Source organism: Leclercia adecarboxylata (assembly GCF_023639785.1).
In the GTDB taxonomy this organism is placed as follows: Bacteria; Pseudomonadota; Gammaproteobacteria; order Enterobacterales; family Enterobacteriaceae; genus Enterobacter; species Enterobacter adecarboxylatus_D.
This window is the reverse complement of sequence record NZ_CP098325.1, coordinates 2,219,285-2,240,378: the sequence shown is the minus strand read 5'-3', so window position 1 is coordinate 2,240,378 and position 21,094 is coordinate 2,219,285. Positions and strand designations below refer to the sequence as shown.

The 21,094-nt window shown below is 59.3% G+C and carries 22 protein-coding genes; 13 read left to right on the top strand and 9 right to left on the bottom strand.

The genetic code is table 11. The features are described from left to right. Positions 1-48 precede the first annotated feature (48 nt). Complete coding sequence (locus NB069_RS10800; RefSeq protein ID WP_250589344.1) at positions 49-1,626, bottom strand: methyl-accepting chemotaxis protein; 1,578 nt, start codon at positions 1,624-1,626, stop codon at positions 49-51. Between the two features lie 609 nt (positions 1,627-2,235). Next, on the bottom strand, positions 2,236-3,618 hold the full coding sequence (gene sad / locus NB069_RS10795) for a succinate-semialdehyde dehydrogenase (RefSeq protein WP_250589343.1): 1,383 nt from the start codon (positions 3,616-3,618) through the stop codon (positions 2,236-2,238). A gap of 99 nt (positions 3,619-3,717) precedes the next feature. On the opposite strand from sad, the gene ptrR reads away from it, so the two are divergent. Then, positions 3,718-4,596, top strand: a complete 879-nt coding sequence (ptrR, locus tag NB069_RS10790; protein ID WP_250589342.1) for a putrescine utilization regulator PtrR — start codon at positions 3,718-3,720, stop codon at positions 4,594-4,596. On the opposite strand, the gene NB069_RS10785 is transcribed toward ptrR, so the two are convergent. Beyond that, positions 4,550-5,032 carry a GNAT family N-acetyltransferase gene (locus tag NB069_RS10785; RefSeq protein ID WP_250589341.1) on the bottom strand — a complete coding sequence of 161 codons (483 nt, stop codon included), beginning with the start codon at positions 5,030-5,032 and terminating at the stop codon, positions 4,550-4,552. The two genes, ptrR and NB069_RS10785, sit on opposite strands and share 47 nt — an antisense overlap. Positions 5,033-5,182: 150 nt before the next feature. On the opposite strand from NB069_RS10785, the gene NB069_RS10780 reads away from it, so the two are divergent. Beyond that, entirely contained in the window at positions 5,183-6,127 is a 945-nt protein-coding gene (locus NB069_RS10780) for an L-lactate dehydrogenase (RefSeq protein WP_250589340.1), read from the top strand. A gap of 4 nt (positions 6,128-6,131) precedes the next feature. On the opposite strand, the gene NB069_RS10775 is transcribed toward NB069_RS10780, so the two are convergent. Genes NB069_RS10775 through dtnK form a run of 3 tightly spaced genes read right to left on the bottom strand, consistent with a single transcriptional unit; the run spans position 6,132 to position 9,094 of the window. After that, positions 6,132-6,893 carry a DeoR/GlpR family DNA-binding transcription regulator gene (locus tag NB069_RS10775; protein ID WP_250589339.1) on the bottom strand — a complete coding sequence of 254 codons (762 nt, stop codon included), beginning with the start codon at positions 6,891-6,893 and terminating at the stop codon, positions 6,132-6,134. A gap of 1 nt (position 6,894) precedes the next feature. Beyond that, entirely contained in the window at positions 6,895-7,881 is a 987-nt protein-coding gene (locus NB069_RS10770) for a D-threonate 4-phosphate dehydrogenase (RefSeq protein WP_250589338.1), read from the bottom strand. After that, positions 7,874-9,094 (bottom strand): D-threonate kinase, encoded by a 1,221-nt coding sequence (dtnK, locus tag NB069_RS10765; RefSeq protein WP_250589492.1) that lies wholly within the window; start codon positions 9,092-9,094, stop codon positions 7,874-7,876. The genes NB069_RS10770 and dtnK overlap by 8 nt, the downstream gene beginning before the upstream one ends. Before the next feature lie 169 nt (positions 9,095-9,263). Here dtnK and NB069_RS10760 point away from each other — a divergent pair, with 169 nt between their 5' ends. The 7 genes from NB069_RS10760 to NB069_RS10730 all read left to right on the top strand — a co-directional run bounded on the left by NB069_RS10760 (position 9,264) and on the right by NB069_RS10730 (position 15,909). Next, positions 9,264-10,409, top strand: a complete 1,146-nt coding sequence (locus tag NB069_RS10760) for an iron-containing alcohol dehydrogenase (protein WP_250589337.1) — start codon at positions 9,264-9,266, stop codon at positions 10,407-10,409. A gap of 17 nt (positions 10,410-10,426) precedes the next feature. After that, positions 10,427-11,311, top strand: a complete 885-nt coding sequence (locus tag NB069_RS10755) for a dihydrodipicolinate synthase family protein (protein WP_250589336.1) — start codon at positions 10,427-10,429, stop codon at positions 11,309-11,311. Between the two features lie 77 nt (positions 11,312-11,388). After that, positions 11,389-12,801 carry a sodium:solute symporter family protein gene (locus tag NB069_RS10750; RefSeq protein WP_250589335.1) on the top strand — a complete coding sequence of 471 codons (1,413 nt, stop codon included), beginning with the start codon at positions 11,389-11,391 and terminating at the stop codon, positions 12,799-12,801. 1 nt (position 12,802) lies between these two features. Further along, positions 12,803-13,972: a sialidase family protein gene (locus tag NB069_RS10745; RefSeq protein WP_250589334.1), complete on the top strand. Its 1,170-nt coding sequence runs from the start codon at positions 12,803-12,805 to the stop codon at positions 13,970-13,972. Continuing rightward, the gene (locus NB069_RS10740; RefSeq protein ID WP_250589333.1) at positions 13,969-14,439 is read left to right on the top strand and encodes a YhcH/YjgK/YiaL family protein; all 471 of its coding nucleotides are present in this window, start codon (positions 13,969-13,971) and stop codon (positions 14,437-14,439) included. The genes NB069_RS10745 and NB069_RS10740 overlap by 4 nt, the downstream gene beginning before the upstream one ends. A 1-nt stretch (position 14,440) precedes the next feature. After that, positions 14,441-15,118 carry an SDR family NAD(P)-dependent oxidoreductase gene (locus tag NB069_RS10735; RefSeq protein WP_250589332.1) on the top strand — a complete coding sequence of 226 codons (678 nt, stop codon included), beginning with the start codon at positions 14,441-14,443 and terminating at the stop codon, positions 15,116-15,118. Positions 15,119-15,372: 254 nt separating this feature from the next. Beyond that, complete coding sequence (locus NB069_RS10730; protein ID WP_250589331.1) at positions 15,373-15,909, top strand: DUF924 family protein; 537 nt, start codon at positions 15,373-15,375, stop codon at positions 15,907-15,909. Positions 15,910-15,911: 2 nt separating this feature from the next. Here the strand turns inward: NB069_RS10730 and NB069_RS10725 are convergent, their stop codons facing one another. Both NB069_RS10725 and NB069_RS10720 read right to left on the bottom strand, forming a co-directional pair. Beyond that, positions 15,912-16,703, bottom strand: coding sequence for a PhzF family phenazine biosynthesis protein (locus NB069_RS10725; RefSeq protein ID WP_250589330.1), 792 nt, complete (start codon positions 16,701-16,703; stop codon positions 15,912-15,914). Positions 16,704-16,718: 15 nt separating this feature from the next. After that, complete coding sequence (locus tag NB069_RS10720; RefSeq protein WP_250589329.1) at positions 16,719-17,507, bottom strand: PhzF family phenazine biosynthesis protein; 789 nt, start codon at positions 17,505-17,507, stop codon at positions 16,719-16,721. A 175-nt stretch (positions 17,508-17,682) separates the two neighbouring features. Between NB069_RS10720 and NB069_RS10715 the strand changes: the two genes are divergently transcribed. Continuing rightward, a complete protein-coding gene (locus NB069_RS10715) occupies positions 17,683-18,879 on the top strand; it encodes a sugar transporter (RefSeq protein WP_250589328.1) in 1,197 nt (398 codons plus the stop codon). A 33-nt stretch (positions 18,880-18,912) separates the two neighbouring features. Here the strand turns inward: NB069_RS10715 and NB069_RS10710 are convergent, their stop codons facing one another. Next, on the bottom strand, positions 18,913-19,581 hold the full coding sequence (locus NB069_RS10710; RefSeq protein WP_250589327.1) for a MarC family NAAT transporter: 669 nt from the start codon (positions 19,579-19,581) through the stop codon (positions 18,913-18,915). Positions 19,582-19,838: 257 nt separating this feature from the next. On the opposite strand from NB069_RS10710, the gene marR reads away from it, so the two are divergent. The 3 genes from marR to marB all read left to right on the top strand — a co-directional run bounded on the left by marR (position 19,839) and on the right by marB (position 21,067). After that, entirely contained in the window at positions 19,839-20,273 is a 435-nt protein-coding gene (gene marR, locus NB069_RS10705) for a multiple antibiotic resistance transcriptional regulator MarR (protein WP_250589326.1), read from the top strand. An 18-nt stretch (positions 20,274-20,291) separates the two neighbouring features. Beyond that, complete coding sequence (gene marA / locus NB069_RS10700; RefSeq protein ID WP_138369239.1) at positions 20,292-20,675, top strand: MDR efflux pump AcrAB transcriptional activator MarA; 384 nt, start codon at positions 20,292-20,294, stop codon at positions 20,673-20,675. Between the two features lie 176 nt (positions 20,676-20,851). Then, positions 20,852-21,067 (top strand): multiple antibiotic resistance protein MarB, encoded by a 216-nt coding sequence (gene marB, locus NB069_RS10695; protein WP_250589325.1) that lies wholly within the window; start codon positions 20,852-20,854, stop codon positions 21,065-21,067. The last annotated feature ends 27 nt before the right edge of the window (positions 21,068-21,094 follow it).

The following is a 21,094-nucleotide window of genomic DNA, read 5'->3' as shown; positions in this document are numbered from 1 at the left end:
CACAGGCCAAAAACGGCCTGCGAGTATAACAGAGGCTTATGGATGACGTCAGGCAGGAAGTCGGAACCGCGAAACGGCCTGCAACAGCAGCCCGGATTCATCATGCAGCCGCTGAGAGGCTTCAGAGGCGGTATTCACCAGTACATCGGTCTGGCGAGCCACCTGGTTCAGCGCCTGCAGCTGGCTGGTCATGCGGTGAATGCTGTCGCCCTGGCTGAGGGTGGCAACAGAGATGTCATTCAGCAGGCTACAGAGATTACCCACCAGACCAATCACCTTTTGCAGGTTGTCCTCCAGCCGGGTGACCGCTTTCGAGCCATCCTCGATACCCTGCAAGGAGTGGTTGATCAGCTCCTGGATAGTCTGGGTCGAATGGCTGCTTTTGCGCGCCAGCAGCCCTACCTCCCGCGCCACCACGGCAAAGCCGCGTCCCTGATTCCCGGCATGAGCCGCTTCGATGGCCGCGTTCAGCGCCAGAATGTTGGTCTGGAACGCCACGTTATCGATGATCGCCACGATGCCGCGCATCTCCGAGGAGCGCTCGACGATAGCCGCCATAGAAGCATTGACCGTCTCCATCATCCGGTCGCCGCCCGCCGCCATCTCCCGGGCTTCATCCGCCCGCGAGCTGGCCAGTCTGGCATAGCCGCTGTTCCCCTCGACGTGAGTTTCCAGCGCGGCAATGTGCGCCGTTACCTCTTTCAGCTCCTGCGCCTGACGCGCAGACTGGCAGTACAGATCCTGATTCCCCTGCGCCAGCGAGCCAATGTTACTCACCATTGAGGTGGTGGCCTCGCTGACCTCGGTGACCAGCTGTTGCAGTCCCTGCTGCAGGGTATCGACGCTGTCGCCAAGCTGCGCAATCTCGCGGTTAAAACGCTTTACCGTGGGTGATGGCGCAGAGAGATCCCCTGCCGCCAGCAGGTTGATATGGGCGATAAGCCGACGCAGCGGGACGATCACCCAGCGGGACATCGCAAACCATACCGCCACCGCGATAGCCAGCAGAACCACGGGAGCCAGTAAAAACAGGGATTGCAGGTTTGAAAGGCTGGCCGTCAGCAGCTGTCGCCCTTCGGTTGCGCGCTGGGCGCTGGCTTGCTGATAGCGGGCATAGTTGTCATTAAAATCCGCCTGAAACGCCTGGGCGGGCACGGCAAAGAAGGCATCAATCGACTGACCGTTCACCAGCCCGTCCGCCTGTTCACGAATGGCATCAAAAAACAGCTGGTAGCTGTTGAGCAGCGCCTCATCCCGCGGCGGGCTCATCGCCTGCCACGCCTGCCAGGCCTGCTGAGAATCCCGTAACGCCTGCTGCGCCTCGTCCATCAGGCTGTGCCAGCTCCCGTCCGAACCGGTCTCTTTATCCTGCATAAACCAGACTCCTGCCCGGTTAAGCAGATCGCTTGCCGCCAGCAGCGAAATACGCGCCTGATCGACCTTCGCCTGTTGCAGATAAGCCATCTGGTTACGCTGTTCATTATGCTGGGCATCGCGCAGCGAGACGGAAAGTAAGATGGAGGACGAGATTTGCAGTGCGGAAAAGAGCCCGATGATACAGAAGATCCCCGCCAGCAAACCAAACTGCCGGGGAGTAATGCGGCGAAAAATTTGCATTAAGTTCATAATTTCTTCATTAACAATGCCTTAGACGAGGGCGAGTCTACGCAGTGAAAATGACAGAACTATTTCAGATTGATGACAGACGGGGTGACGTTAATAGCGTCGGCTATCATTGCCATATATTTAAAGAAACGGTTTTCTTCGGCATATAGTGAAAACGTGTCGATGATTGAACAACTTATGGTGATACCCGGGGCTTAACACAACGAAGCAGTTATTCAAGAGCAAAGAAACTACAGCGACTCCCAGGTCCGGTTGAAAATCGCCGAAGCGTTTCCGGAAGGCCGGGGCGAGGCGCAGGGACGCGCCGAGAGGGCATAGCCTGCAGGGATGCAGGCTGGTGCCCGACCCGAAAGCCTGAAGGAATAAGCTGAGGGCACCGCGAAGCGGCGATTTTCTTGCCGGGAGCCCGGGTAGCCAGGGTGGTGGCGATTGAGCCACCCTGGCACGTTCACTGGTTCAGGTGTATCAGAGAAGCAGTAACGTGAGGTGAACGGAACCACCACCGGTGCGGCATGTCCCCCCTCACCCCAGCCCTCTCCCTCGAGGGAGAGGGAGTAACTTCCAGGCCGGGTAAGCGTAGCGCCACCCGGCAAAACTACCGGCACAGAGTTAAACCCGGTCTTTCCACACCGTCTGCACATTACAGAACTCATGCAGGCCAAAGTGCGACAGCTCCCGGCCGAAGCCGCTCTTCTTCACCCCGCCAAACGCCACGCGGGCATCGCTGGCGCTGTAGCCGTTGATAAACACCCCGCCGCACTCGAGCTGGCGGGCCAGGCGATCCGCGGCTTGCTGACTGGCGGTAAATACCGTCGCCGACAGGCCAAAATCGCTGTCGTTAGCCAGCGCCAGCGCATGATCGGCATCGCTTGCTACAGTAATGGCCGCGACCGGACCGAACATCTCCTGACGAAACGCGGTCATGTCCGGTGTAACGTTGCCCAGCACGGTCGGCGCGTAGTAATTCCCTGCCCCAGCCACCTTCTCACCGCCCAGCAGCAGGGTCGCGCCTTCGGCCAGCGTAGCCTGCACCTGCTGATGCAGCTCGTCGCGCAGATCGAAACGCGCCATCGGGCCGAGGTAATTCTCCTCGTTATCGGGCGCGCCCATTTTCAGGGCCGCGGTGGCGGCAACAAATCGACGGGTGAACTCATCGGCAATGCCCGCTTCGACGATAAAACGCTTGGCCGCCGCACACACCTGCCCGGTGTTCTGGTAGCGCCCTGTCACCGCGGCTTTCACCGCCAGATCCAGATCGGCATCGTTGAGGACAATAAAGGGATCGGACCCGCCCAGCTCGAGGACGCATTTTTTCAACGCCGCTCCAGCCTGCGCACCAATGGCAGCCCCGGCCCGCAGGCTGCCGGTAACGGTGACGGCCGCAATGCGCGGATCGGCGATCATCTGGCTCACCCCGTCATTGGTGGCATTCAGTTGCCCGAACACGCCCTGCGGGAATCCGGCATCGGTAAATATCGCGTCGATCAGGTTCGCGGCACCCAGCACGTTCGGGGCATGCTTCAGCAGATAGCTGTTGCCCGCCAGAATGATCGGTACCGCACCGCGCAGCACCTGCCACAGCGGGAAGTTCCACGGCATTACCGCCAGTACCGGGCCCAGCGGGCGATATTCAATCACCGCATCCGCCACCTGGGTTGCCTCGGTAGTCAGCATCGCCGGGCCATGATCGGCATACCAGTCGCACAGCCCGGCGGATTTCGCCACCTCCCCGCGCGCCTGGGCGATGGGTTTGCCCATCTCACGGGTAATCATTTGCGCCATCTCTTCGCCACGGTTGCGCAGGGCTGCACCCAGATCGCGTAACTTCTGCGCACGCACCTCTACCGGGACGCCGCGCCACTGGCGAAATGCGGCATCGCTTTGGGCAAGGGCATGGTCAACCTCGGTTGCAGTGGCCCACGGCCATGAGGCCAGGGTCTCGCCGTTCACTGGATTAATGGACAAGGCATGTGTCGCAGATGAAATCGTCATGATGTGCTCCATTGATTAACTGTTGATTTAGTGTGGCGCACTCTGCTATTTCTTAAAAATGAATAATAATAACCACCTTATTCACAAAACGAGAACGATATGGATCTGACCCAGCTGGAGATGTTCAACGCCGTCGCCCAGACCGGCAGCATTACCCAGGCCGCGCAGAAGGTACATCGCGTCCCCTCAAACCTGACCACCCGCATCAAACAGCTGGAAGCCGACCTTGGCGTCGAGCTGTTCATCCGCGAGAACCAGCGGCTGCGTCTCTCTCCGGCGGGGCATAACTTTTTACGCTACAGCCGTCAAATCCTCGCCCTGGTGGATGAGGCGCGGATGGTGGTGGCGGGCGATGAACCCCAGGGCCTGTTCACCCTCGGCTCGCTGGAGAGCACCGCAGCCGTGCGCATCCCGGCCTCGCTGGCCCAGTTTAACCAGCGCTACCCGCGCATTCAGTTTGCGCTGGCGACCGGCCCTTCGGGCACCATGATCGATGGCGTGCTGGAAGGCACCCTGAGCGCGGCCTTTGTCGACGGGCCGTTAAGCCACCCCGAACTGGAAGGCATGCCGGTCTACCGGGAGGAGATGATGCTGGTGGTGCCGGCTGGCGATGCTAAGGTTGACCGGGCAACCGACATCAGCGGGCGCGATATCTATGCCTTTCGCGCGAACTGCTCGTATCGCCGACATTTTGAAAGCTGGTTTCATGCGGATCGCGCCACGCCGGGACGCATTCATGAGATGGAGTCCTATCACGGCATGCTGGCGTGCGTCATTGCCGGGGCGGGCATCGCGCTGATGCCGCGGTCAATGCTGGAAAGCATGCCCGGTCATCATCAGGTGGAAGCCTGGCCGCTGGCGGAAAACTGGCGCTGGCTCACCACCTGGCTGGTGTGGCGCCGGGGCGCAATGACCCGGCAGCTGGAGGCTTTTATAGCACTGCTAAACGAAGGTCAGCCACCAGCGGCTTCTCCATAAACAGGCTCAGCGGGTCGGGTTCATAGGGCGCAAACGCCCCGCACTGCTGGTACCCGCTGCGCTCATACAGCCGGATGGCCGACAGCTGCTTGATCCCGGTCTCCAGTCGCAGGGTGTGGCAGCCGCGGCTCTGGGCTTCATCTTCCAGGGCTGCCAGCAGCTTCTCGCCCAGCCGTTGCCCACGATGGGTCGGATCAATATAGACCCGCTTCATCTCGCCGCTGCCGTCGCCGTTCAGCACGATCGCCCCGCAGCCGACGGCGTTAAGCTGGCGATCGCGGATCACCATCATAATCAGACTCTGCTCAGCAAGCTGGGTCAGATCCAGCAGATGGTTGCTCTCAGCCGGATACAGGGTGCTCTGATACTGGTCCAGGGCTGCAATCAGGGTGATGATATCCGGATGGGCGGGGGATTCAGAGGTGATGGAATACATGGCAGGCTCCTTTTGTCGTTTTTCTCCACCTTAACGCCGGAGGAAAAACGCAGCGGCATATTTTTAACTTATAGCTGCCTGAGACCATTGCGCCGCCTGCCCCGGCGGCGTTAGTTTGGTGCGTATAGACATAAAATCTCAGGAAAAATAATGAATACCAAAGCCCGTAAAGTGATGATTATCGGGGCCGGAAACGTCGGCACCTCAGCGGCCTATGCCTTGCTGAATCAGAATATATGCGAGGAGCTGCTGCTGGTGGATATCAATCACGCCCGTAGCGAAGGCCACGCCTGGGATCTGGCCGACGCAGCCGCCTATATGCCTGGCATGATGAGCATCTCCACCCGCGAGGTGAGCGACTGCGCCGATGTGGATATTGCGGTGATCACCGTCTCAGGGGGCGCCCTGAAGCCCGGACAAACGCGGCTGGATGAGCTCACCGCCACGGCCAGCATCGTTAAAAACATCGTCCCGCAGATGATGGCTGGTGGATTCAACGGCATCTTTCTGATCGCCACCAACCCGTGCGACATCATCACCTGGCAGGTCTGGCAGCTTTCCGGCCTGCCGCGTAATCAGGTGATAGGTACCGGGGTCTGGCTGGATACCACCCGTCTGCGTCGCACCCTGGCGCAGGCGCTGGATATCGGTGCCCAGAGCATCGACGCCTTTATCCTTGGGGAGCACGGCGATACGCAGTTCCCGGTCTGGTCGCATTCGTCGGTGTACGGCTCCCCCATTGCCGAAGTGTATCAACGCCATACCGGCCAGACGCTGGATTTTGATGAACTGGCCGAACGCGTGCGCAAACAGGGCTTTGAGATTTACGCCCGCAAGGGCTGCACGGAATACGGCATCGCCGCCACCATCGCCGAAATCTGCCGTAATATTTTCACCGGCAGCCACCGGGCGCTGGCGATCTCCTGCGTACTGGACGGTGAGTATGGCGTGGAAGGCGTGGCGATTGGCGTACCTGCGGTGCTGGCCCAGAGCGGTGTCCAGCAGATCATCGAGCTGAAGCTGGCGGAAGAGGAACAACAAAAATTCCGCCATTCGGCGGAGGTCATTAAGGCCAATATTGCCCGCCTGCCCTGAGCCGTTAAGGCGCTAAGGTCAGGGTGGCATCCAGCTGGCTTAAGGTCTGCTGCACGCCCTCATCCAGACGTTTATCGGTGACGATATCCGTCAGGGAGTTGAGGTGCGCCACGTTAAACAGCGACCAGGCGCCATACTTTGAGCTGTCGGCCAGCAGGACGCGGCGCCGGGCGTTGGCGATGAGATCGCGCTTCAGGGCCGCTTTCTCTTCCGTCGGGGAGGTGATGCCGCGCTCCAGATCCCAGCCGTTACAGCTGACAAAGGCGATATCCGGCCAGATATTTTGCAGCATCCGGCGGCCATGCTCGCCGATACAGGACTGGCTGGTATCGTCGATGCGCCCGCCGATGATCGTCACCTCGATCTGCTTAAACTCCGATAAAAACAGGGCGATATGCAGATCGCTGGTGATCACGCGCAGTGGCAGATGGGTCAGCTGACGCGCGAGTTCAATCATCGTGGTGCCCGCATCGAGCACCACCGCGTCACCGGCTTTAACAAAACGGGCCGCCGCGCAGGCGATGTCATGTTTTTCCGCCAGGCTGCGGTGCAGCTTTTCACTGGTGGTGGGCTGAGAAGGGATGAACCGGTTCAGGGTGACGCCGCCGTGGGTACGGCTGATGACGCCCTCCTGATCGAGCTTAATCAGGTCGCGGCGAATGGTCGCGGGAGAGGCATCCGTTGCCGCCACCAGCTGATCGACCGTCACCAGATTGTGCCCTTTCAGGTAGTCCATTATCTGTTCTAACCGGCTATATCCCTTCATATTATTCCCGTGTGATTTGCATCGCTAACTGGATAGAAACCGTCATGCTCTCAGACTTCGCTTTACCTGTCCACGCAATGTCGAACGCGGTGCCATGGTCGGCGGAAGTCCGGATAAACGGCAGCCCGGCGGTGATGTTCACCCCGTCGTAAAAACCGAGTAGTTTTAACGGAATATGCCCCTGATCGTGATACATCGCCACCACCATGTCGTACATGCCTTCGTGACACTGCATAAACACCGTATCCGGAGGGCATGGCCCAAAGACGTTCAGCCCCTTCGCCTTCATTGCGTCAACGGCCGGGCCGACTATCCTGATCTCTTCGTCACCAAACAGGCCGTTCTCGCCAGCGTGCGGGTTAACCCCGGCCACGGCGATGCGCGGATTGTCATAGCCCACGCGCCTCAGGAAGGTATCTGCAATGCCAATCACGGTTTTTACCCGATCCTGGTTAAGGGTATCAAGGAATTTGCGCAACGCGATATGGGTGGTGATGTGAATCACCTTCAGCCGATCGGTATAGAGCACCATCGCGTAATCTTTGCTGTCGGTCAGGTGCGCCAGCAACTCGGTATGGCCCGGGTAGTGATGGCCCGCCAGGTGCAGCGCCTCTTTGTTGAGCGGCGCGGTAGCAATGGCTTTCACCTCGCCCGCCATCGCCAGCTCTGTCGCGCGACGCACGCAGCGGTAGGCCAGATCGCCCGCCTGGGCCTGCACCACGCCAGGCTGTAACGCCTCAGGATCGGCCAGCGGTTCATCCAGCACGTTGATGATTGCCGGGCCGAACTGCGCATCGCTGACGCGGGTAATCACGCGTAACTCCGCCGGCGCGGTAATGCCCTTCTCCAGCACCCGTTGCAGGGTTCTGGCACAGCCCACCACCACAACCGGCGCGCCGGAGAGCTCGCCCTCGGTCAGAGATTTAATAATAATTTCCGGGCCGATGCCCGCCGGGTCACCCATCGTTACAGCAATGATATTAGTCACTCATCTTCTCCTCGATAAAATGCAGAACCTCAAGCAGCGTGGTTTCAGTACCAAAACCGCCCGCTTTGGTCATGACTGGCCCCTGCCAGCGACAACCCAAAAATCGACCGAACGGCACGCACTGGGCCACCTGTCCGGTTATGGCAAAACCTTGCGCGTTAAGCGCGCTGGCCACCGCCATCGCCACGTCGCCGCCGGAGACATACAGCGCCGCCGGGCGGCTGGTTTCCAGCACGTTGCGCGTAAGCTCCCCGAGAAACGCGCTGATGGTCTCCCCTAGCGCGGCGCGGCTTAACCCGCGCTGTTCGCACAGCCTGTCTATCTGATGGCGGGCCCCGGTGTCGGCGCAGGTATGCACCAGGCAGTGCTGGCCTTTCGCCAGCGCGGCAGCAATCTGCTGCTGGTATCCCGCCATCGCCCCGTTAAACACATCATTGATATCTATTAACACCGTGCTGACATTGTCCTCACCGCGCACATACCGGATCTGCTGCTGAGCAATTTCACTCATCGAACCAATGACTGCCAGCAGCTGGCGCGGGGTGGCAAGTCGGCGCGCCAGGGCATCACACAGCCCGGCCGAGCCCACCAGCAGCGGACGCGTACTGCAGCTAAAAGCCGCGGCGATAATCTCATCCAGCTCCTCATCACTGCGGGCATCCACAATCACTAAACGGGCCTCACTCGCTAAGGCCGCCGCGAGCTGCTCAGGCTTGACCACCACGCTGGCAAGCGCGGTTTGTTCCGCCAGCACCGCCGCGATGTGCGCATGGCGCACCGGGGTTTTCGGGTCGCTGGCAAATTCGGTTTCGGTCACCGGCACGCCCTTTACGAGGCAGAGGCCGTTTTCTGTCGTGCGCCCGGCAGCCGGGAACGTCGGGGCGATAATCGCCTGACGTTTACCGCTGAGCCTGAGCAGCGCCTCAACTTCGGCTCCCGGGTTGCCGCGAAGCGTCGAGTCAATTTTCTTAATCAGCCAGCGTGCGGCGTGAACGTCGGTGGCATACTGGGCCAGTTTTTCAGCCGCCTCTGATGCCTTCATCGCCCGGCTGTCGCTATTAATAACCAGCGCATCGGTGGTGTCGGTGAAAGGCGTCTTAAAGGCCACGCTGACTTTCTTGCCGCTTAGCGCCAGGCTCACACCGGCATCGTTGGCACCGGTAAAGTCGTCGGCAATGACTACGACGTCTCTGTTCAGGTTGTTCACTCTCATCCCCAAAGGTTCGCATTTCCTGTTAATGATTATATTCAATCATGATTGATTATATGTGAGCAAGATCAAGTTATTCGGTTTGCGAATAAATTATAAATTTAGACACACGATGAGTGTGATTGTCTGCGTTGAGCGAAATCAATCACGGACACAGCAACAGGAGAGCAATGTGTTAACCATTAACAGTACGATTATCAGCGGTGCGGGTGCGATTCCGGCCCTTGCGCCACTGCTGGCAGGCAAGACGCGTCTTTTACTGGTCACCGACGGCAATATTGCCCGTCTGGACGCCGCCCGTGCCATCCGCACCCTGCTGGAAGCCGACAACCGGAGCCTCAGCGTGATTGAGAGCGTGCCGCCGGAGCCAACGCATCACGACGTTCACGCCCTGCTGGCGGGGATCGACGATACCGCCTTTGATCTGGTGGTGGGGGTGGGCGGCGGCAGCGTACTGGATGTGGCGAAGCTGCTCTCCGTGCTGTGCCATCCGGCGTCCCCCGGGCTGGACGCCCTGCTGGCGGGCGAAAAACCGACCGAACGCCTCGCGTCGCTGCTGATCCCGGCCAGCGCCGGTACCGGCTCTGAAGCCACGCCGAACGCCATCCTCGCCATTCCTGAGCAGAGCACCAAAATCGGCATTATCTCCCCGGTTCTGCTCCCGGATTATGTGGCCCTGCTGCCGGAACTGACCACCAGCATGCCGCCGCATATTGCCTCTTCTACCGGGATTGACGCCCTCTGCCACCTGATTGAGTGCTTTACCGCCACCGTCGCCAACCCGGTGAGCGATAACGCGGCGCTGATTGGCCTGCGCAAGCTGGTGAATAACATCGAAACCGCCTGCGCCGAGCCGCACAACCTGACGGCGAAGCTCGAAATGCTGTGGGCCTCTTACTATGGCGGCGTGGCGATTGCCCATGCCGGGACCCATCTGGTGCATGCCCTTTCCTATCCCCTTGGCGGCAAATATCACCTGCCGCACGGCGTGGCGAACGCCATTCTGCTGGCGCCCTGTATGCGCGTGGTGCGCCCGGACGCGGTAGAAAAATTTGCCCAGGTGTGGGATCTGGTGCCCGGTGCCGATACATCCCTGTCGGCGGAGGAGAAATCCCACGCGCTGGTGGCGTGGTTCGCCGCGCTGGTGCGCCGCCTTAATTTACCGGACAACCTCGAGACGCTGGGCGTACCGCGGGATGATATCGCTTCGCTGAGCGATGCCGCGCTGAACGTAAAACGCCTGATGAACAATGCCCCGCGTCAGGTCAGCCATGCCGAGGTACAGGGCATTTACCAGACCCTGTTCCCCGAAAATTAAACTCGAAGGAGTGAACAATGCGTAACAAGATTGAAGGCGTGCTGACGGCGATCGTCACCCCCTTTACCGATGACGGCGCCCTGCACTTGCCGGGGCTGAAGCGTCAGATCCAGCGGCAGCTGGCAGCGGGTAATGGGATCTTCTGCGGCGGCACCAACGGTGAATTTTTCGTCCTGACCGAAGAGGAAAAGGTGGCCGTCACCCGCACCTGCGTGGAAGAGGTCGCCGGGCGCGCACCGGTGGTGGCGCATATCGGGGAGATCTCCACCCGGGCCACCATCCGTCTCGGTAAGCAGATTGAAAGCCTGGGCGTGGATGCCGTGTCGGTGATCACCCCGTGGTTCGTGCCGCTGACCCAGGCGGGATTGATCACCCATTACACCGCCATCGCCGATGCCCTGAGCGTGCCGGTATTTCTCTACAACATCCCGGCGCGTACCGGCAACACCATTGAGCCGCACACCGCAAGGGTGCTGGCCTCGCACCCGAATATCATCGGCATTAAGGACAGCGCGGGCAGCTTTGAGAGCCTGAGCGGTTTCCTGAAAGCCGCCGAGGGTATCGATGATTTTGACGTATTGAACGGCCCGGACTCGCTGATCCACCGGGGCTTTGTCGAGGGCTGTTCGGCCTGTATTTCCGGGCTGGCGAACGTCGCGCCGGAGGCAATCAACGCCATCTGGACCCGTTTCCATGCGGGCGATATCGACGGCTCGCGTCGGGCGCAGGAGGGGGTGACTGAACTGCGCACGAATCTGTATAACGTGGCCTTCTCTCCGGCGGCGGTGAAAAAAGCGCTGCAGGTGATGGGCGAAGAGGTGGGTGAAAGCCGCTACGCGGTGGCTTTCGATGCGCAACAGACTGAACAGATCCGCCAGATAGTGACAAAGTCACTGCAGTAACCGGCGTTTGATTTCGTCCATAAGAATACCGGGCACCGCGGGTGCCCAGGTTTCCTACGCCCTGAAGAGAGGCAAAGATGAACAATTTTACCGCTGAAGATACCCTGATCATCGTAGGCATTGTGATTGCCTACATCCTGTTTACCACCTGGCTGACCTTCCGGTTGCGCAGTAAAAACACCGGTGATTTTATGGAGGGCTCCCGGGCAATGCCGGCGTTTATCGTCGGGATCCTGCTGATGTCTGAATACATCGGCGCCAAATCCACCATCGGTACTGCCCAGGCGGCGTTCGAGGATGGCTTTGCTGCGTCCTGGTCGGTCATTGGCGCGGCCATCGGCTTCCCGCTGTTTGGCCTGCTGCTGGTGAAACGCATCTATAATACCGGCAAAATCACCATCTCCGGGGCAATTGCCGAGAAGTACGGCACCAGCACCAAAAACATCATCTCAGTTATCATGATCTACGCCCTGCTGCTGGTGAACGTCGGCAACTACGTCTCAGGCGCGGCGGCGATCTCCACCGTCCTCAAGGTCAACCTCCCCGTTGCCGCCTTTATTACGGCTATCGTCAGTACCTTCTACTTCGCCTTTGGCGGCATGAAGGGCGTGGCCTGGGTGACGCTGCTGCACAGCGCCCTGAAGTATTTCGGTATTCTGGTGATCATGGGCTTTGCGCTCTCTAAAACCGGCGGCTTCACGCCCATGATTGAGCAGATGCCTTCTTACTACTGGACCTGGGACGGCAACATCGGGGCCAGCACCATCTTTGCCTGGCTGATTGGCACCATCGGCTCAATCTTCTGCACCCAGTTTGTGATTCAGGCCATCTCGTCCACCAAAGACGTGAAATCAGCCAAACGCTCTACCTGGGTCGCCTTCTTCTTCTGCCTGCCGATTGCCCTGGCGATTGCGGTGATTGGCGTTGCAGCCAAGTATCTCCACCCTGAGATCGACAGCCTGTACGCCATGCCGATCTTCCTGCAGGACATGAACCCGTGGCTGGCCGGACTCGTGACAACGTCACTTGTAGCCTCGATTTTCGTCAGCGTAAGTACCGTGGCGCTGGCTATCGCCTCGCTGGTGGTGAAAGATTTCTACGTGCCGTACCGCAACCCCACCCCGGAGCAGGAGTTTAAGGCCACCCGCTGGATGTCGCTGCTGATTGGCTTCCTGCCGCTGATTTTCGTCCTGCTGGTGCCGGAGGTGCTGAAGCTGTCATTCTTCACCCGCGCCATTCGTCTGTCGATTACGGTGGTGGCGGTCATTGCCTTCTATGCGCCGTTCTTCAGGAGCACCCGCGGGGCGAATGCCGGCCTGATTGGTGCCTGCGTGGTGACATCGCTGTGGTATCTGCTGGGTGACCCGTTTGGCATCAACAATATGTATATCGCGCTGATCACCCCGGCGGTGATTATGGTCCTTGACCGTCTGATCCCCAATAAAGCGGATCGCAAAGCGCCTGCCCCTGTTCAACATAATGGAGTCTGATATGTCTGTAACCGTAACCCGTGACGGGATTGTTCGCCCGCAGCCAGAGGATGGCCGCGTGGAGACGGCGATGCTGCCCTCTTCCTGCCCGCAAAATCACGCAGCAAACCTGCTGCCGCTGCCGGATGGCACCCTGATGTGCGTCTGGTTCGGCGGCACCCAGGAAGGGATAGCGGATATTTCGGTGTGGGGTTCGCGCCTGGCCCCCGGCAGCGACCAGTGGAGCGACGCGGTGAAGCTCTCCGACGACGCCAGCCGCTCGGAGCAGAACCCGGTGCTGTTCCTGGCCCCGGACAACGTGCTGTGGCTGCTGTGGACCGCCCAGCTCTCCGGCAACCAGGATACCGCTATCGTGCGCTACCGGAAGTCGCAGGATCTGGGCCAGACCTGGGGCGAGATCGCCACCCTGCTGGATAAGCCCGGCACCTTCATCCGCCAGCCGATTGTGGTGCTGGATAACGGCAACTGGCTGCTGCCGGTCTTCTACTGCCGTACCCGGCCAGGGGAAAAATGGGTGGGCAATGACGACATCAGCGCGGTGAAAATCTCGGAAGATCGGGGCCAGAGCTGGCGCGATGTCGAGGTGCCACAGAGTCTGGGCTGCGTGCATATGAACATCACCGCGCTAAACAATGGCACCCTGGTGGCGCTGTACCGCAGCCGCTGGGCGGACAATATCTACATCAGCCAGTCGCTGGATAGCGGCGAAAGCTGGTCTGTGCCGGAGCCGACTGAGCTGCCGAATAACAACTCGTCGATTCAGGTCACCACGCTGGCAAGCGGCGAACTGGCGCTGGTGTTCAACCACATGAGTGCGGCGGGAGCGCTGGAGCGTCGCGCCTCGCTGTACGACGAGATTGACGACGGCGACGGACGTAAGGAGCCGGAAGTGACCAACGGCCGCGCGGCGTTCTGGGGCGCACCGCGCGCGCCAATGACCGTGGCCATTTCCGCCGACGGCGGGAAAAGCTGGGCCTGGCAGCGCAATCTCGACGAAGGCGACGGCTACTGCATGACCAACAACTCGCTGGAGAAGCTCAACCGGGAGTTCTCTTACCCGAGCATCAAGCAGAGCGCGGATGGCACCTTGCATATCGCCTATACGTACTTCCGTCAGGCGATCAAATACGTGCGTGTCTCCCCGGAATGGGTGAAGGAGCCGCAACAGTGATTATCGGTCACCTCAACGCCCTGCCGCTGGCAGGGCTACCCTCGGTGCTGCGTGAGATCCTCGATCGCACGGACTGTACTCTGGCGGCGCTGACCGCCCGGGATGACGGACGCTGGCAGCCGGAAGGCTGCCCGTGGTTCTGCCATATTGGCCCGGCGCAGACTCAGCCCCAGGCCCGGCGCCATACGGAATATCATCATCAGTGGGCGGATATTCAGGTGGTGTTGTCGGGGGTGGAAATCATCAACGCCGGGATGCAGTCGCTGGCGCAGGAGGGCGACGAAGAGCGCAAGCCGGATCTGTACATCGCCCCCGGGGCGGTGCATCCGGTGAGCATCCGGCTTAAGCGCGGGGATTTCGCGGTGTTTCTCCCCGGCGAGCCGCATCAGGCGCTGTGTGCGGTCGATGCTCCGATGACCGTGCGCAAGGCGGTATTCAAAGTGCCGCGCGCACTGCTGGAGGGGTGATATGCGTACTGCGATCGTCACGGGTGCCAGTTCGGGTATCGGCGAAGCCATCGTGAAGCGCCTGCTCGACGAGGGGTGGCAGGTCACGGGTTTAAGCCGCCGTAGAGTGGATAATGCCCATCCCGGTTTCACCAGCCTGAGCCTGGACTTAAGTGACACTGTCACGCTTGCGGCCGCGCTGGAGCCTCTTCCGGTGCCGCAGGCGATTGTTCACGCCGCAGGAATGATGGCCGCCGCCCCGCTCGGGGAGCTTGAACATGCGGTCAGCGCCCGTCTTTGGGGGCTGCATATTCACGCCGCCGAGGTTTTGTTTAACCACTTTGCACCACGAATGAGCGCGGGTGGACGGCTGGTCGCCATCGGCAGCCGCACCTCCCGGGGTGCCGCCGGGCGTTCGCAGTACGTGGCGACCAAAGCGGCGCTGGTGGGGATGATGCGCAGCTGGGCAGCAGAGCTGGCTCCGCGCGGGATCACCGCCAACGTTGTAGCCCCGGGCGCGACCCAGACCCCAATGCTAAGCGCGCCGGGACGCCAGACGTCGCCGCCAAAAGTGCCGCCGATGGGGAGATTAATCACCCCGGACGAGGTGGCAGCGATGGTAAGTTATCTGCTGAGCGATGATGCCGCCCCCGTCACCGGGCAGGAACTGGTGCTGTGCGGCGGGGCGTCTTTGGGGTGATTTGTGCGGCCTGTTTGCCGGGTGGCGGCTACGCCTTACCCGGCCTACTTTTCGGGGTAGTGTTCGCAGACCCGTGCAAGCGCAGCGCCGCCGGGCGATGCAGAGGGGTAAGGTGCGGCCTGTTTGCCGGGTGGCGGCTGCGCCTTACCCGGCCTACTTTTCGGGAGGGGTGTTCGTAGGCCCGTGCAAGCGCAGCGCTGCCGGGCGGAGTTGTGCTACGGTGTAACCACCAAAAACTCAACCCCGGACACCTTATGGAATACACCCCTCTGCTTGAATTCTGGTTTCACGACCAGCATCAACCCCTTTGGTTTACCCGCAACGACGCGTTTGACGCCAAGTGCAAATATCGCTTCGCCCCGCTATGGCAGGCCGCCTGCCGGGGTGAGCTGTTTCACTGGCGCGCCACGGCCCACGGGCGGCTGGCTGAAATCATTCTTCTGGATCAGTTATCCCGCAACCTTAACCGCAACGATGGCAAGGCCTGGCAGCAGGACGGCATGGCGCTGATCCTCTCCCAGGAGCTGGTGTATCAACCGATGTGGAATGAACTCAACAACAATGAAAAAGGGGTATCGCTGCTGCCAATGATGCATGCGGAATCGAGGGTCATTCATCAGGAGGCCGAGCGGCTGTTTATCGCCCTGAACGAGCCGGGCTTTTTGAAGGCGGAGATTAAACACCGGGCCATCATTGAGCGCTTTGGCCGCTATCCGCACCGCAACAGCCTGCTAAATCGCCACTCCACCCCTCAAGAGGTGGAGTGGCTTAAACACAACAAAGGCTTTTGATGCTAACGCAGGAACACGGTGCCTTTGAGATAAAGCGCCGCCTGCCCGCCGATCAACACCCGGTCGCCCTTCAGCTCGCAGCGCAGATCCCCGCCGCGGGCGGAAACCTGGCGGGCCAGCATCGTGGTTTTACCCAGCTTCTCGCTCCAGTAGGGGATCAGCATGCTGTGAGCAGAGCCGGTGACCGGATCTTCCGCCACACCTTCCCCCGGGCAGAAAAAGCGGCTGACAAAATCATACTCGTCCCCCGGCGCGGTCACGCAGACCATCTTGTCCAGCGGCATCATGCCGTCGATATCCGGGGTTAAGGCCTCTACCTGCTGCTGGTTTTCCAGCACCACCAGGTAATCGCGCCCTACCCGCACCTCCTTCGCCTCGCGGATGCCCAGCGTTTTGAACAGCAGTTCAGGCGGGTTGGCGACCGGATCGCAGCCCCATGCCGGGAAGTCGAGCGTCAGCCAGTCGCCGCTGCGCTTGACCCTGAGGTCGCCCACGAAGCGGGTGGAGAAGACAATCTCGGTCTGCGGATAGTCGAGATACTCAAAAATCACGTGCGCGCTGGCAAGCGTGGCGTGACCGCAAAGGTTGATTTCATACTGCGTGGTAAACCAGCGCAGCTCAAAGCCGGTGTCGTTGCGCACGAAAAACGCGGTTTCCGACTGGTTATGCTGCTGTGCCATTTTCAACAGCACGTCATCCGGCAGCCAGGCCTCCAGCGGGCAAACGGCTGCGGGATTTCCACCAAACGCGCGGTCACTAAACGCATCGACCAGATAGAATTCTATTTCTTTCATTGGGTTAACCCTTATTTAGCGCAAAAACAGATGACCTTTCATATACAGCGATGCCTTGCCGCTCATTAGCACCCGGTCGCCCTTCAGTTCACAACGGACGTCGCCGCCCCGGGCAGAGACCTGCCGGGCAAAGAGCGCCGTTTTGTTGAGTTTTTCACTCCAGTACGGGATCAGCATCGTGTGCGCCGAGCCAGTGACCGGGTCTTCCCACAGCGCCACGCCTGGCGAGAAAAAGCGGCTCACAAAATCGTATTCGCCTTCGCCCCGGGCGGTGATCGACACTTTGTGCTCGCCCGGCGTCATGGCGTGGATATCCGGCACTACCGCCTCAACCTGCTGGCGGTTTTCCAGCACCAGCACCCAGGCGCGCCCCTTGCGGGCTTCAAGGTAATGGCTTAACCCCAGCGCGCGGAGCATCTCTGGTGGTGGGGTCTCTGGTTGCGTCGGACAGGCCGGAAAATCGAGCGTTAACCAGTCGCCGTCGCGGGTAACGGTAAGCCTGCCGGATGCCGTATCAAAATGGATCCGGGCATCGGGATAGTCCATCTCGTTGAACAACACCCAGGCGGTGGCCAGGGTCGCATGGCCGCAGAGATTAACCTCGCCGTAGGTGGTAAACCAGCGCAGTTCAATGCCGCCTTTGTGGCGCACGAAAAAGGCGGTCTCCGACTGGTTATGCTCTTGCGTCATCTTCAGCAGCGTGTCGTCGGGCAACCATTCCGGCAGCGGGCACACCGCCGCCGGGTTACCGCCAAATGCGTCATCGCTGAACGCATCGACCAGAAAAAACTCGATATCCTGCATCGCTTTACCTGTTGTTAACGTTATGTTGCATCCTATATTCATGGAAAATAACCGATTTCACCAGCGAATACTGCGGCGCCATAGTGAGATCTTGATCACAAAATGATTGTATTTTCATCAGGGATGGTTTTAAGATCGTTACACCACATTTACGTAACCCATCCCAGACATCCCTATGACAACTCACACAGTCTCCCGCCGGGTCGCATGGCTACGGGTGGTGACGCTCGCCGTTGCCGCGTTTATCTTCAACACCACGGAATTTGTTCCTGTCGGCCTGCTCTCGGATATCGCCAGCAGCTTCGGCATGGAGACCGCCCAGGTGGGGATCATGCTCACCATTTACGCCTGGGTCGTGGCGCTGATGTCGTTGCCCTTTATGCTGCTCACCAGCCAGATTGAACGCCGCAAACTGCTGATCGGGCTCTTCGTGCTGTTCATCGCCAGCCATGTGCTGTCGTTCCTGGCGTGGGACTTCAGGGTGCTGGTGATAAGCCGGATCGGCATTGCCTTCGCCCACGCGATTTTCTGGTCGATAACTGCCTCGCTGGCTATCCGGCTGGCCCCGGCCGGAAAGCGTGCCCAGGCGCTGAGCCTGCTGGCGACCGGTACAGCCCTGGCGATGGTGCTTGGCCTGCCGCTCGGACGCATCGTCGGGCAGATGTTTGGCTGGCGCACCACCTTTTTCGTTATCGGTCTCGGGGCGCTGTTCACCCTGCTGTGCCTGATTAAACTGCTGCCGAAACTGCCGAGCGAGCACTCCGGTTCGCTGAAAAGCCTGCCTCTGCTGGTGCGCCGTCCGGCGCTGATGAGTATTTATCTGCTGACGGTCGTTGTGGTGACGGCGCACTACACCGCCTACAGCTATATCGAGCCTTTTGTGCAGTCGGTCGCCGGGTTTAGCGCCCGTTTCGCCACTATCCTGCTGTTGCTGCTGGGGGGCGCAGGCATTATCGGCAGCGTGCTGTTTGGCAAGCTCGGCAACCGTCACGCCTCCCTGCTGGTAAGCAGCGCGATAGGCCTGCTGATGGCGTGTCTGCTGCTTCTGCTGCCCGCCTCGGGAAGCGAGATGAACCTGGCGCTGCTGAGCATTGTCTGGGGTGTGGCGATCATGATTATCGGTCTCGGGATGCAGGTTAAGGTGCTGGCGCTGGCGCCGGATGCCACCGACGTGGCGATGGCGCTCTTTTCCGGGATTTTCAATCTGGGGATTGGCGCAGGAGCGCTGGTTGGGAATCAAATCAGCCTGCATCTGTCGATGGCGTCGGTTGGCTATCTGGGGGCGATACCGGCCCTGGCGGCGTTGATCTGGTCAGTGCTGATCTTCCGCAAATGGCCCGTTACTCTGGAAGAGCAGCCGCATCACGGATAAAAATTGCGGGTGGCAGGACGCCACCCGGTCAGGTTATGCCGGATAGTTTTTAATAATTTCCAGCACGCCGTTGATAATAAACTGCACGCCCATACAGACCAGCAAAAAGCCCATCAGACGCGAGATCGCTTCGATACCGTCTTTGCCTACCCAGCGCATAATCGCCCCTGAGCTACGCAGACAACCCCACAGGATCACCCCGATAAGGGCGAAGATCAGCGGCGGCGCAACCGTCACGACCCAGTCCGGGAAGTCCGTGCCGCTGCGCACCGTTGAGGCGGAGCTGATGATCATGGCGATGGTACCCGGGCCTGCGGTGCTTGGCATCGCCAGCGGGACAAAGGCGATATTTGGCGCCTGTCTACCCGGTCTGTCTTCAAGCGCCTCCTGCGCGTCAGTGGTATCCGTCGCTTTCTGCGCCGGGAAAAGCATTCTGAAACCGATAAAGGCAACGATCAGACCACCCGCGATACGCAGACCGGGAATAGAGATCCCGAAGGTATTCATCACCAGCTGTCCGGCGTAATAGGCCACCATCATGATCGCGAAGACGTAAACAGACGCCATGAGCGACTGATGATTACGCTCAGTACGGTTCATATCCCCCGCCAGGCCCAGGAACAGCGCAACGGTGGTCAATGGGTTAGCCAGCGGCAGCAGAACCACCAGCCCAAGGCCAATTGCTTTAATTAAATCAACCATTTTACGGAGTTGTCCTTATCAAAAATTATCCTGGCAAGTATAAGGTGAAAACCCCGGTTTAGACTATGCGCGTAGCGTAAGTAATATTTTCTCTCCGAAATCAATTCACCCCATTTATATGTCGTTCGGCAAACCGGGCAAAAAAGTGATCTGAATCGCTTTAGCAAATCGTGTCATAAGCAAATGCATTCAGTTGACTTATAGTTGCCTGAGCAATAATATCTGCCGTGATTAAACTACTTGCCAGGGCAACCATTGTGAAAAGCACCAGTGACCTCTTTAACGAAATCATTCCGCTGGGTCGCCTTATCTATATGGTTAACCAGAAGAAAGATCGCCTGCTCAATGACTATCTGTCACCGCTGGATATCACCGCAACGCAATTTAAGGTGCTCTGCTCCGTGCGCTGCGAAGTGTGTATTACGCCGGTTGAGCTTAAGAAAATCTTATCCGTCGACCTTGGCGCGTTGACGCGAATGATCGACAGGCTGGTCTGCAAGGGCTGGATTGAGCGCCGCCCTAATCCGAATGACAAACGCGGCGTGCTGTTGCAACTGACCAGCGACGGCGCGGCAATGTGTGAACAATGTCATCAATTAGTAGGACAAGAACTGCACCAGGAACTAACAAAAAACTTAACGGCAGATGAAGTGGCAACTCTTGAGCTTTTGCTTAAGAAAATCCTGCCGTAAACAGAAAGAGGTATGACGATGTCCAGACGCAATACTGACGCCATCACTATTCATAGCATTTTGGGCTGGATCGAAGATAACCTGGAGTCGCCGCTCTCGCTTGAGAAAGTGTCTGAGCGTTCAGGTTACTCAAAATGGCACCTGCAACGGATGTTTAAAAAAGAGACCGGCCACTCATTAGGCCAGTACATCCGCAGCCGCAAATTAACGGAAATCGCACAGAAACTGAAGGAAAGTAACGAGCCGATCCTCTATCTGGCTGAGCGTTACGGGTTTGAATCGCAGCAGACGCTGACCCGCACGTTCAAGAACTACTTCGATGTGCCACCGCATAAATACCGTATTACCAACATGCACGGGGAATCCCGGTATCTGCTTCCGATCAATCACTGTAACTGCTAATCGCCTGTAAAAGAGCCTGGCCCAGTAGGCGTAATTGTTGCAGCCAGTTTGAACATGGCCAGCGCGGAACAACCGGAGCGTACTTGAAGTACGTGAGGATTGTGAGCACTGCCCAGGTTCAAAATGGCAAATAAAATAGCCTAATGGGCCAGGCTTTAAGACGTATCGAGGAATTTATGAAATTATTCGCATCCGCCGCCTTCACCGCCCTGGTGCTGGTCTCTGCTCAGAGTTTTGCGGAGCAAACGCCTTCTGTGCCGCAGCCACACAGCCGCGACACCATGATCCTGCCGACCGCAAACGGTCAGTCGCCCCACGATTTTAACCATATGGGCGCAGGCAGCGACAAATCCGACGAGTTAGGGGTGCCGTATTACAATCAGCACAATTAATTCGTTTTGCCCCGCCCGCGCGGGGCT

Coding starts and splice junctions, on each gene's coding strand:
- NB069_RS10755 (WP_250589336.1), top strand. CDS start 10,427: ATGCGTAACAAGATTGAAGGCGTGCTGACGGCGATCGTCACCCCCTTT.
- NB069_RS10735 (WP_250589332.1), top strand. CDS start 14,441: ATGCGTACTGCGATCGTCACGGGTGCCAGTTCGGGTATCGGCGAAGCC.
- NB069_RS10730 (WP_250589331.1), top strand. CDS start 15,373: ATGGAATACACCCCTCTGCTTGAATTCTGGTTTCACGACCAGCATCAA.
- NB069_RS10715 (WP_250589328.1), top strand. CDS start 17,683: ATGACAACTCACACAGTCTCCCGCCGGGTCGCATGGCTACGGGTGGTG.
- NB069_RS10775 (WP_250589339.1), bottom strand. CDS start 6,893: ATGAAGGGATATAGCCGGTTAGAACAGATAATGGACTACCTGAAAGGG.
- NB069_RS10750 (WP_250589335.1), top strand. CDS start 11,389: ATGAACAATTTTACCGCTGAAGATACCCTGATCATCGTAGGCATTGTG.
- NB069_RS10710 (WP_250589327.1), bottom strand. CDS start 19,581: ATGGTTGATTTAATTAAAGCAATTGGCCTTGGGCTGGTGGTTCTGCTG.
- NB069_RS10720 (WP_250589329.1), bottom strand. CDS start 17,507: ATGCAGGATATCGAGTTTTTTCTGGTCGATGCGTTCAGCGATGACGCA.
- NB069_RS10780 (WP_250589340.1), top strand. CDS start 5,183: ATGAATACCAAAGCCCGTAAAGTGATGATTATCGGGGCCGGAAACGTC.
- sad (WP_250589343.1), bottom strand. CDS start 3,618: ATGACGATTTCATCTGCGACACATGCCTTGTCCATTAATCCAGTGAAC.
- NB069_RS10745 (WP_250589334.1), top strand. CDS start 12,803: ATGTCTGTAACCGTAACCCGTGACGGGATTGTTCGCCCGCAGCCAGAG.
- NB069_RS10725 (WP_250589330.1), bottom strand. CDS start 16,703: ATGAAAGAAATAGAATTCTATCTGGTCGATGCGTTTAGTGACCGCGCG.
- NB069_RS10785 (WP_250589341.1), bottom strand. CDS start 5,032: ATGTATTCCATCACCTCTGAATCCCCCGCCCATCCGGATATCATCACC.
- marA (WP_138369239.1), top strand. CDS start 20,292: ATGTCCAGACGCAATACTGACGCCATCACTATTCATAGCATTTTGGGC.
- ptrR (WP_250589342.1), top strand. CDS start 3,718: ATGGATCTGACCCAGCTGGAGATGTTCAACGCCGTCGCCCAGACCGGC.
- dtnK (WP_250589492.1), bottom strand. CDS start 9,094: ATGAGAGTGAACAACCTGAACAGAGACGTCGTAGTCATTGCCGACGAC.
- NB069_RS10800 (WP_250589344.1), bottom strand. CDS start 1,626: ATGAACTTAATGCAAATTTTTCGCCGCATTACTCCCCGGCAGTTTGGT.
- marB (WP_250589325.1), top strand. CDS start 20,852: ATGAAATTATTCGCATCCGCCGCCTTCACCGCCCTGGTGCTGGTCTCT.